The 9,729-nt window shown below is 62.5% G+C and carries 13 protein-coding genes; 2 read left to right on the top strand and 11 right to left on the bottom strand.

Annotation, left to right across the window (positions count from 1 at the left end):
• Window positions 1-171 precede the first annotated feature (171 nt).
• The 9 genes from AC1DNW_RS35115 to AC1DNW_RS35075 form a co-directional block, all read right to left on the bottom strand.
• Window positions 172-486 (bottom strand): hypothetical protein, encoded by a 315-nt coding sequence (locus AC1DNW_RS35115; RefSeq protein ID WP_113312288.1) that lies wholly within the window; start codon window positions 484-486, stop codon window positions 172-174.
• Window positions 479-889, bottom strand: coding sequence for a Bbp16 family capsid cement protein (locus AC1DNW_RS35110; protein ID WP_113312289.1), 411 nt, complete (start codon window positions 887-889; stop codon window positions 479-481). The genes AC1DNW_RS35115 and AC1DNW_RS35110 overlap by 8 nt, the downstream gene beginning before the upstream one ends.
• 62 nt (window positions 890-951) lie before the next feature.
• The gene (locus tag AC1DNW_RS35105) at window positions 952-1,986 is read right to left on the bottom strand and encodes a major capsid protein (RefSeq protein WP_113296976.1); all 1,035 of its coding nucleotides are present in this window, start codon (window positions 1,984-1,986) and stop codon (window positions 952-954) included.
• Window positions 1,987-1,992: 6 nt separating this feature from the next.
• The gene (locus tag AC1DNW_RS35100) at window positions 1,993-2,697 is read right to left on the bottom strand and encodes a hypothetical protein (protein ID WP_477855728.1); all 705 of its coding nucleotides are present in this window, start codon (window positions 2,695-2,697) and stop codon (window positions 1,993-1,995) included.
• A complete protein-coding gene (locus AC1DNW_RS35095) occupies window positions 2,681-3,034 on the bottom strand; it encodes a hypothetical protein (protein ID WP_113312291.1) in 354 nt (117 codons plus the stop codon). Before AC1DNW_RS35095 ends, AC1DNW_RS35100 begins: the two co-directional genes overlap by 17 nt.
• A complete protein-coding gene (locus AC1DNW_RS35090; RefSeq protein WP_477855729.1) occupies window positions 3,034-4,719 on the bottom strand; it encodes a portal protein in 1,686 nt (561 codons plus the stop codon). Before AC1DNW_RS35090 ends, AC1DNW_RS35095 begins: the two co-directional genes overlap by 1 nt.
• Before the next feature lie 709 nt (window positions 4,720-5,428).
• A complete protein-coding gene (locus tag AC1DNW_RS35085; RefSeq protein WP_477855727.1) occupies window positions 5,429-5,905 on the bottom strand; it encodes a GNAT family N-acetyltransferase in 477 nt (158 codons plus the stop codon).
• Between the two features lie 255 nt (window positions 5,906-6,160).
• Window positions 6,161-6,481: a cupredoxin domain-containing protein gene (locus tag AC1DNW_RS35080; protein ID WP_113312273.1), complete on the bottom strand. Its 321-nt coding sequence runs from the start codon at window positions 6,479-6,481 to the stop codon at window positions 6,161-6,163.
• 14 nt (window positions 6,482-6,495) lie between these two features.
• The gene (locus AC1DNW_RS35075; RefSeq protein ID WP_113302097.1) at window positions 6,496-7,017 is read right to left on the bottom strand and encodes a DUF4142 domain-containing protein; all 522 of its coding nucleotides are present in this window, start codon (window positions 7,015-7,017) and stop codon (window positions 6,496-6,498) included.
• 166 nt (window positions 7,018-7,183) lie between these two features.
• Between AC1DNW_RS35075 and AC1DNW_RS35070 the strand changes: the two genes are divergently transcribed.
• Window positions 7,184-7,864, top strand: a complete 681-nt coding sequence (locus tag AC1DNW_RS35070) for an RNA polymerase sigma factor (protein ID WP_477855726.1) — start codon at window positions 7,184-7,186, stop codon at window positions 7,862-7,864.
• Window positions 7,865-7,870: 6 nt separating this feature from the next.
• On the opposite strand, the gene AC1DNW_RS35065 is transcribed toward AC1DNW_RS35070, so the two are convergent.
• Window positions 7,871-8,002 carry a hypothetical protein gene (locus AC1DNW_RS35065; protein WP_477833060.1) on the bottom strand — a complete coding sequence of 44 codons (132 nt, stop codon included), beginning with the start codon at window positions 8,000-8,002 and terminating at the stop codon, window positions 7,871-7,873.
• A 284-nt stretch (window positions 8,003-8,286) separates the two neighbouring features.
• On the opposite strand from AC1DNW_RS35065, the gene AC1DNW_RS35060 reads away from it, so the two are divergent.
• Complete coding sequence (locus tag AC1DNW_RS35060) at window positions 8,287-8,706, top strand: nuclear transport factor 2 family protein (RefSeq protein WP_113312266.1); 420 nt, start codon at window positions 8,287-8,289, stop codon at window positions 8,704-8,706.
• A 126-nt stretch (window positions 8,707-8,832) separates the two neighbouring features.
• Here the strand turns inward: AC1DNW_RS35060 and AC1DNW_RS35055 are convergent.
• Window positions 8,833-9,729: LysR family transcriptional regulator (locus AC1DNW_RS35055; RefSeq protein ID WP_477855725.1), on the bottom strand; the 897-nt coding region annotated here is incomplete at its 5' end.

The raw sequence follows: 9,729 nt of genomic DNA, 5'->3' as shown, positions 1-9,729 counted from the left end.
TTGGTTCGTCGGAAGCAGAGGAGCGATCACCGCCCACTGTCGGTCATCAAGCCAGAATTCTCCTGCCATGATTCAAACTCCCATTATTACCGAAGTGAATCATACAGAGATAATTTAATCAATAGTTTGATTGGGTTTTAACCCTAGAGGTGGCCTGTCAATCAGCTTGCGTCAGTCGCCAGGCTGGGGGGAGTTGTGGATTTCCGGTGGCGTCCAGTCCGGGGCGGGGCCGCCGAGCGCTTCCTGCACGCCGTTGCCTTCAGGCTCGGGGGACATGGGAAGCTTGGCTGCCTTTGCGGCCGGCTTTTTCTCTGCCGGTTCGGCTTCAGCCTTGCCGGTGGATTTGTCGCCGGATCGGGCAAGCCGCACCCATTTCGGACGGCGCTTTTCGTCCTTCCAGAGCGCGTCCGGCAAGCTGAAGCGCTCGCCGGGGTCGCGTCTGGCGCCGCCGAAATAGCCTGAGACGTTGGCTATGACATCAACCATGCGAGGGAACGCCCGCGGTGAAGCCGGCAGTGATCTTGCCCGTGGTCGGGGCCGTGCCGGTCACGGTGTAGAGCAGGCGCAGGTAGAGCTCGTCCGTGCCGCGCGGGATGTGGCTCGGCGGGATGATCTTGCCGGCCTTGAGATCGGCGAGGACAAGCGTCGTCGTGATCACGGCCTTCGGCGTKGCGAAGGCCTCGTTGTCGTCCGTCTGGATGGTGACGGCGAGCGAGGTCAGATTGTTGAAGCTTTCCACCACCTGAATAAGGAAGGGGATCGGTTCGCCCTTGCCGATATCGCGGGTCAGCCCCTGCTTGATCGGGCCGAGATTGATGACATTGGTGCTGGGGCCGGTCGCGGTGATAACCTGCGCGTCCGAAAGCAGCGTCTGCCGGTCGAAAATCATTGTGATGCCTTTCGTTGAGGGGAGTGCCCGCCGCTCATCACGGCGGGACTTGATAGAGACGATCAGACGAGTGCCGGAACGGCCGCTTCGGTGTTGAGGATGGCGTCCGTTTCGCGGATCGGGATGCCGCGATAGAACTTCACTTCCTGGCCCTCGACGAACTGCGTGGTCAGGTGCACCGTGTTCTGCCGGTCGGAGGTCAGCGCCCGGTCGGTGGACTGCACGTCGAGCACTTCGAGCACATCCTTGTTCATGTAGATGGCGATGCGGCTCGCCTTGGCGTTCAGCCGGCGCGACTGCAGGCGGTAGTAGCCCTTGCGCAAGAGCGACCAGAGATCGACGGTTCCGGCCATCATGTCGGAGACATCGATATTGGCGACGCGGGCGTTGTAGCGCCAGTCCTTCACGGCTGCGCCCAGATGCCAGGTGTAGAGAGTTTCCTTGGCATAGTAGGGGTCGCCATTGGCGTCCAGCACGCGCTGCTCGCCCTTGTCGTCGATCTTCACGCCCGCCTTTGTGCCCTTCGGGTAGAGAAGGTGGGTGGCATGGTCGCCCCAGGTGACGAACCAGATCGAGGTATTGTCCGCACCCGTGCCGCCGCCGTGGACCACCTGGCTGGCGATATTCGGCTGCGCCGGGTTCGGCAGGTTGGGGTTATAGGCGGAGTAGCGGGCAGACAGGCCCTTGAACTTCTCCGGGGCCGTTGCCGTGTCGTGGTAGAAGAGGCCGGAAGCCATTTCCTGGCTCAGCGACTCGATGAAGGGCATGGTGTCGACGAGGCGGGCCTTCGCCTTGTCGGGTGCCAGATCGAGCAGGCGCATGTCGATTTCGGAGCGGGCATGCACGAAGCCCGTCGTGTCGTCCACCTGCTGCATGGTGGCCTTGGACTGCTTGATGCCCTGATAGAGCCGACCCCAGGAAACGGAGGGCAGGCCGGTGCGCACCATATGGCGGTGCACGGCATCCATGTTGCACTCGACGGCCATCGCGTCGTCGAGGATCGGGTTCTGCTGCGAGAGAAGCTCGATGACGGCGCCTTCGGCAGAGCCTTTGAATGCGTCAACGAGATTGGGGTAGTAGCTGCCAATGGTAGCCATGTCTTATCAGCCCTTCGGTGCGTCTTTGGGAAACATCAGGTGCGCGGTTTCGGCTTTCCTGCCGTGTCCGCCCGCGCCGCCATTCGGTGGGTTGTCCTCCTGGATCATCGATCCGACCTTTGCGAAAATTCTGATCAATTCGGGGTGGTTGCCGCCGCCGCTGGTATTCAGGTACTCGCGCAGCGCCGGCGTGCCCAAGCGCGAGAGCGCGCGCTGGGCCGAGCCCACGGTGCCGCCCCATTTCGCCCCGCCGATGTCACGGTCCTTGCGGGCTTCGTCCGCCCAGCCCTGAACGCGGCCGGCCCACGCTTCGCCCGCCGCCTTGCCGYGCCGGCCCTGGATCTCGATGAAGCGGTCGGCAAGTTGCTGCGCCTGCCGGTTGGTCAGGCCCATCTCGTGGAAGTCAGGGCCGAGCGCCTCGACCAGCTCCTGATCCACCTCGATGCCTTCGGGCATGGTGAGCGAATAGCGGCCATCGTCGGGCACGCGGTCAGCAGGGTCGCTATCGGCGTTTCCCTCGGGCTTGGCGGCCTCATGATTTTCGGCAGAGGCATGATCCTGATCGCCAGCGCCGAGGTCACTTTCCGGTGACGTCTCCTCGTTGGGGAAGAGAATGTTTTCGGGCGCGGGCGTCTCGCCGCCACCGGAGCCGCTGCCTTCGGCATTGCGCAGGATGGCCGGAAACGGGCTCCTGCTAAGCATCGATGTCATGGTCTTGCCCTTCCTCGCTTTTCGCGCGGCTAACCGCCGCTGCCTTGTCGTTTGCCTTGAGATCCGCGATGGCGAGCAGCAGGCGCGGATAGAGCGTCGGGTCGATGCGGTCGAGCTCGGCGATCAGCCGCCGGCCCACACCCTGCCGTCCGAGCGTGTAATGCGTCGCGTTGCCAAGCTCTCCCGCATAGGCCTCCTGGTAGACGGCGCATTGTTCCAGCATCCAGAACAGCACGCGCTTGCCGGATGCGGTCGCGAAGACCTCGCGAAACGCCGTCGTGATTTCGTCTCGCCCGATGGTGTGGGGGGCAGATGGTTGATCCTTAAAATGGTCCATCAGGCGAGCCCCAGCTGGCGCAGAAGTGCCGCGCCATTCGGGTTGTCATTGGCGTCCGCCAGCACCTGTGCGGCCTGGGCGCCCTGATTGAGGGCAGGTGCGACCTGCGAGGCCATCTGCGCGGTCTGCGCCGCCTGCATCTGCTGCGCCCTCTGGGCCCTGATATCCTCGACCTTGTCATCGGCGAGGATCATCGAGGGCGGGGCGCCGATCGCGTCGAAATAGAGGTCGATCGCCTCATCGACATCGAGCTTGTCGAGCGCTTCCGGCTTGACGGCGGAGACCTGGCCCATGAAGGCGACGCCGCGTTCGATGGCGCCCGTTGCTACCGCCTGCTGTGCCTGCGCGAGGGTGGAAATGTACTCCACCTTCAGCTCGGTGCCCTGCAGCTCCGGCGGGGGCGGGGGCAGTTCGTCGCGGGCCGCCAGAATATCGAAGGTGCGGTCGATGGTCGGCCCCAGCTGATCGCCGAAGACGTTTTCCAGCACAGGGCCGAGCTGTAAGAGCTGCTCTTCCTTGCGCTGCGTCAGCTCGAACTGGTTGCGCGGCTGCAYGCCTTCCATATTGGTGATGGCGAAGAAGAGATCGGCAAAGAAGGTCTTCTCGATGCGGTTCTGCACTTCCTGAATATCTTCGCGCAGTTCCGCGAGGCTGAGGTTCACCTCCATCGCAGGCCTGAAACCCTTGCCGGTCGGATCATCCACGTAATTCACCGCACCCGGCAGCAGCGAGGCCGGGCTGTTCTGCATCGAGGTCGGCGCGTTCATCGGCGGGCGCACCTTCTTGTCGATGCCTTCGAGCTTCCGCGTCTGTTCCAGCTGCAGCATCCTGATATCGCCGAGCGCCTTCTGGCCGGGCGAGAGTGCGTAGTGATCGTCCTCGGAAAGCTCCCAGGCGGGTGCGATGATCGGATTGCTGTCGAAGCCGCTTTCTTCCAGCAGATCGCCGCCTGTTTCGTCGATCCAGTAATTGGAGAGGAAGGCCTTGTTGCGCTTGTCGATCAGTTTGGGGTCGCGGTCGTAGCGGGGTTCGATCGCGTGATAGACATCGAAGCATTCGCCATATTTCGAGCTGTCATAGAGGCTGCGCAGCCGCTCCGGCACATTGTCGTAACCGAAGCGCTCGATGATGCGCTGCACGGACCAGCGGAACACCCGGTAAAGCGTCGTGGCTTTCCCCTTGTGATCCCTTGATATCCAGAAGCGGCCATGCACCAGCTGCTGCACGCGGATGACCGTCTCCTCATCCTCGACGAGGATCGCGACGGACTGGCCGAACTGGCCGAGATCGCCATAGCCGATGTGGAAGGCGCGGTAGAGATTGGAGGCCGCAAAGACCTCGCGCATCTTGTCCTGCACGGCGGCGAGATAGACCTTGACGGAATCCTGCTTCTTCAGATCGGGATCGAAGGTCGTCAGCCGGAACCAGGGCCGCGCCGGCGAGGTCAGCCCCGAATGCATGCCTGACTTCAGCGTMTCATAGGCATGGCTGCCGGTGCTGTCGATGATCTTGTCGCGCGAGCGCGGGCCTTCCCGATCGGAATAGAGGCGAAGCCGCGTCGGCTCGATATGCTCGGCAAGTGCGCGCCATTCCGCCTCCCAGGGCTGGCGAACCTCCTTCAGCTCGGCGAGCCGCCGGCGGTGATAGGCAATCTGTGTCTCGTTGTCGCGACGGAGGTTTTCCATGCTGATGTCCAATGGCTTGTGTCTGGGCCCYTACTGTCCGAGCAACGTCTTCTTGGCGGTATTGCCCGAGAGCGCCGGCGACTGCGTATCTGCAAGCGGCGGCGCGCCTGACGGAKAGGTGAGGATGGTGGAGGGAGCGCCCTTCACCTTGTCGGAGGCACGGCGCGCGGCCGTGGACTGGGCGGCGGCGTAGTCAGGCGTCTTCTGCTGGGCGTATTCGGGTGGCGCCTGCGGTGGCTCGGCTTTCGGCGGCGAGGAGAACATGCACATGGGGGGCATCCGATCGTGGTGGCGATGTGGGCCGGAGCGGATGGGTGCGGTGGTCATGACTGCCCTCCATCCGGCCGGTTTGGCTTCGATGGTGGGAGCGTGCGGATGAAAGGTTGAGGGGGTGACATGGGGGATCAGTCAGGTATGGGCTTTTCGTAAAGACCCCGCCCCAACCCCTCCCCACAAGGGGGAGGGGCTTAACTCGCCGCTTCCGGTTCAGACGATTTCAACGCTTGGGAGTAGCGAAATTGGCGCCGCAGTTTAGTCCCTCCCCCTTGTGGGGAGGGGTTGGGGAGGGGTTTTTGACCGGCTACAGCCTGGATGTTTCTTAAAAGAATGAAACGGGCCGAAGGTCGACAAGTCATACCAGGTCCGTGGCGCCCCCTATTGCGGGGTGGTTATTTCGCCGGTGGGGTCCGGCGGTGCAGGCCTGAGCTTCCTACGGCCCCAGCTTCATGCGCATTTCCATCGCCAGTTCAAAGCCCATGCCGGCGTATAGGGGTTTTCCGGCTTCCGAGGCGTGAAGCACCGCGGTGGTGCAGCCGGCTTCGCGCAGATGCTCCACGGCCATCGACACGAGTTTCTTCGCGACGCCGCGCCCGCGATAAAGCGGATCGCTATAGACTGACCAGATGTATCCCTGCAGCATGTGCTGCGGCTTGAGGACAACGGGATATGGCATCGTGTGAAGCTGGCAGGAAACGGATCCGGCCGGCATATTTCCGTCGAATGCGATGAAGCTTGCAAGCTTTCGGTGCTGACGGCCATCCCTAAGGAAGGTCCGGATGATGTCCTGTGCATCCTCCCGCAGGTGATCTTGCGGCGTGTCGTAACTTTCCCAGATCGCGAGGTAGTGCGCGACCATGATATCGTCGTGCTCCGGGCGTGCGCGGATGAAGTCGATAGCCGTTACCACGCGGCAGCCTCCTGGCACTCTGCCGTCACAGCGGAGACGCAGACGAAATCTCGGTTCCGGCCGGGGTTGCAAATCTCCGCAATTTCAGAAGGGACATGCAGGCGCAAGCGCATGGTAATCGGGTCTGAATGTTCGCGGCTTGCCATCATTCTCAGCTCCATTTGCGATCAACATGGGCCGTGGACGGCTTTGCGTCAAACGAGGCGCGGACGACCGGCATTTCCCATCGCCCGCGACTGCATCAGGTGGCACTCCCTACTGCCCCACCTCGATCCGCCCCTTCATATTCGGATGATACCGGCAGGTATAATCCACCGCCCCATCACCCTTCACCACAGTCGATCCCGACTTGCCCGCCGGGATCACCACGTCGAATTTCCCCTTTGATGTCGCCGTATGATCCATCACATCCCGGTTCCGCCAGAGGATCGTGTCGCCCGGCCGTGCTGTCACCACCGCCGGCTTGAACTCCAGCTTTTCGATGGTCACCTCGATCGTGGCGGCACTTGCGGCCGTTGCGCAAAGCGAAAGGGCGGCCGCAAGGCAGAGTTTCGGCAGGATTGCCATGACCGTCATGACACCCATGACCCTCATTTCAGCATGGAGGCAACATGCTCGGCATGCTGCTCATGGCCTTCGAAGAGCTTCAGGCCGGTTTCGAGCAGGGACTTCAGCTCGGGGTTCTGGGCTGCCGGGATCAAACCCGTCTTCAAGGCGTTGTTGACCGTCTTGTGATAGGCGACTTCGTTGTCGACATAGGCCTTGTCGAAGGCGGCGCCCTTCAGCTTGGAGAGCTTTTCCCGTTCCTTCTTGGCATCCGATGCCAGCGACTTGCTGGTGGCATTGTCTTCGGGCGTCACCTTGAGCTTCTTGACGAGATCGAGCGCCTGCTTGTTGACGGCCTCGTGGTCGCGGATCATATCCTTGGCGAAGGCGACGACCTCTTTGTCCTTCGATTTCTCGACCGCCTGCTTGGCCGCCTCGATGTCGATGACGCCGGCCGTATAGGCGATATGGGCGATCTGCGGATCGGTCGGTGCTGCGCCGGCGGCAAAAGCCGCGGGGGCTGACAGCGCGAAAGCCGAGAGAGCGGCGATAAGGTGTTTCTGCATCTGGTCCTCCATCCGGCTGATACCGCCGGTCGATGTTTCCTACGCAGAATTGGATGCCGGCATCGCGCAGACGTTCCCGAAAAGATTTTTCCGGCCCGAAAAGATTTTTCCAGATGTCGGGAACATTCGTCTTGCCCAGGCATCCAATGCGGAAAAAGGATGAGCCATGGCCCAATACGCAGAGATATCGGCAGCAGAGAAAAGCGACCCGGAGCTGGTGGCGCTGGCGCTGGCGCGCGATCCCGCCGCTTTCCGCGCCATCATGCGGCGCTATAACCGCCGGCTGTTCCGCATTGCCCGCGGCATCCTGCGCGATGATGCCTTGGCCGAAGACGCCCTGCAGGATGCCTATCTCAAGGCCTTCCGCCACCTTGCCGATTTCCAGGGCACCAGCGCCTTTTCCACCTGGCTGACGCGCATCGTCATGAACGAGGCGCTCGGCAGGCTCCGCAAGGCGAGCCGCACGCCCGAAGTCTCCGTCGATACGGTCCAGATGCAAAGCCGCATTCTCGATTTCCCCACCKGTTCGCCCATCGACAATCCCGAGATCACCATGGCGCAGCGACAGATCCTGAAACTCGTGGAAACGGCAACCGACAACCTGCCGGAAGAATTCCGCCTCGTCTTCATCGCCCGGGTCATCGAGGAGATGAGCGTCGAGGAAACCGCCGAACTTCTCTCCCTCAAACCCGAAACCGTGCGCAGCCGCCTGCACCGCGCCCGCGCGCTCCTGCGCCGCGAGCTCGACCAGATGATCGGGCCGATTGCGATGGATGCTTTCCCCTTCGCCGGCTGGAAATGCGACCGGTTGACGGAGCGGGTGATGGGCGAGCTGATGGGGCGGTGAGGGCGCCTATTTCGGCTCGGACTGCTGGATGACGGCCGGCGGCGTCTTGCTGCTGCCGCCATCGAACATCTGTACGCCCAATATGCCGATGACAGATGTGACCATCAGCGCAAGGATTAACATCATCAGTAGTCGCATGGGGCAATCCGATCCGGTGTTTGGCGTCCGGATAACATCTGGAGGTGGATATCGTTCCTGTAGGGTTAGGAGTGGCGGTGAGGAAGAAGGGGCACAAAAGATAGCTTTGTGCGAGAGAAGGTCCTCAAGACAAGAACCGGAAGTATCTGCCTCGCCAACAACATTCCCCCGCTGTTTCAGCGCTCCCTGACTTATGCTATCAATACTTGCATCATTCCTATTTCTACCGGGCTTTACCTGTAACGCGATCTCCGGTGAACGTTCGGCTACTCGGGGGAAGTGCCATGAACAAGCAGGATGTCGCAGCGCTCTTTGCGCATCTCGAACACGGAGACGGCGCAGGCTTCTTCACCCATGTCGCCGATGACGTGGACTGGACGGTCATGGGCACCCATCCGCTCGCCGGCCACTACCATTCGAAACAGGAATTCCTCGCCGGCACCTTCGCCAAGCTGCACAAGGTTCTGCCTGACGGCACCCAGCTCTCCACCCGGAATATCCTCCTCGACGGCGACTGGGCGATCGTCGAGTTGCGCTCGATGGCGACGGCCCGCGACGGCATGCGCTTCGACAACCACTATTGCTGGCTCTGCCGCTTTGAGGGTGAGACGATCGTGGAAGTGCGCGCCTATCTGGACAGCTGGCTGGTCGGCGAACTTTTCCGGCGCAACCCGCTGGGCGCGAGGGGATCGGCGACTGTCTGAAATCGTTGATTGCCATCGAGGGCTCGATATCATCGCTCCCTTTCCGCAAGCGAAGCGCCGGCGCTTCAGGCGGAACTCGACACCATCGAGGAAATCGACCATGCGGCCTGAAGATTGCTCCTCCGCTCACCCGCCGCCCCCGGCGCGGATCAGCTCGATCAGCGCCCGCAATGCCGCTGATGTGTTGCGGTTGCGCGGGTAGTAGAGGCAGAGCGGGGATTGGCGGGGCAGCCAGTCTTCCAGCACGGTGGCGAGCTTGCCGGCCGCGATCGCTTCCGCCGCGATGGCGCGGGAGATATAGGCAAGGCCCATGCCGGCGATGGCCGCCTTCAGCATCAGCGATTGCTCGTCCAGCGTCAGGCCGCCTGATACATCGACCTCCAGCGCCTCGCCATGGCTTTCGAATTCCCAGCGATAGATGCTGCCACCCGCCGCCTTCGACCTGATGCAGCGATGGTTCGCGAGGTCGAGGGGCGTGTTCGGCGGCGGATGATCGGCGAGATATCGGGGTGCGCCGACAACGCAGAAATCAAGGCCGAACGGCAGGGGCACGGCCACCATGTCCGCCGGGACGGATTCGGCAAGCCGGATGCCGGCGTCGCAGCCGTCGAGCACCACATCGACGAGCCGGCTTTCGGTCGTCACTTCCACCTGCACCGCCGGATAGCGCTGCAGATAGGTCAGGATCAGGGGCGTCAGGATTTCGTGGGCGCCGGTGACCGAGCTGTTGATCCGCAAGGTGCCCGAGGGTCGCGTGCCGTGGCTGCCGGCGGCTTCCATCGCCCGTTCTATCGAGGCGAGCGAGGGCGCCACGCTGGCGATGAATTCCTCGCCGGCCGAGGTCAGCGAGACACTGCGGGTGGTGCGGTTGAAAAGCCTGATACCGAGCCGGTCTTCGAGCGCGCGCACATTGCTGCTGAGCGCCGTCGGCGACATGCGGAGCGCATCGGCGGCAGCGCGGAAGCTGCGGTGCTCCGCGACCGAAATCGCCGCCCTGATTTCGGTAAATCCGCTGCTCTGTAT

The organism is Rhizobium sp. 05L429 (assembly GCF_056397645.1).
Note: the sequence above shows the minus strand (reverse complement) of the source record. Positions and strands in the feature narration are given on the sequence as shown.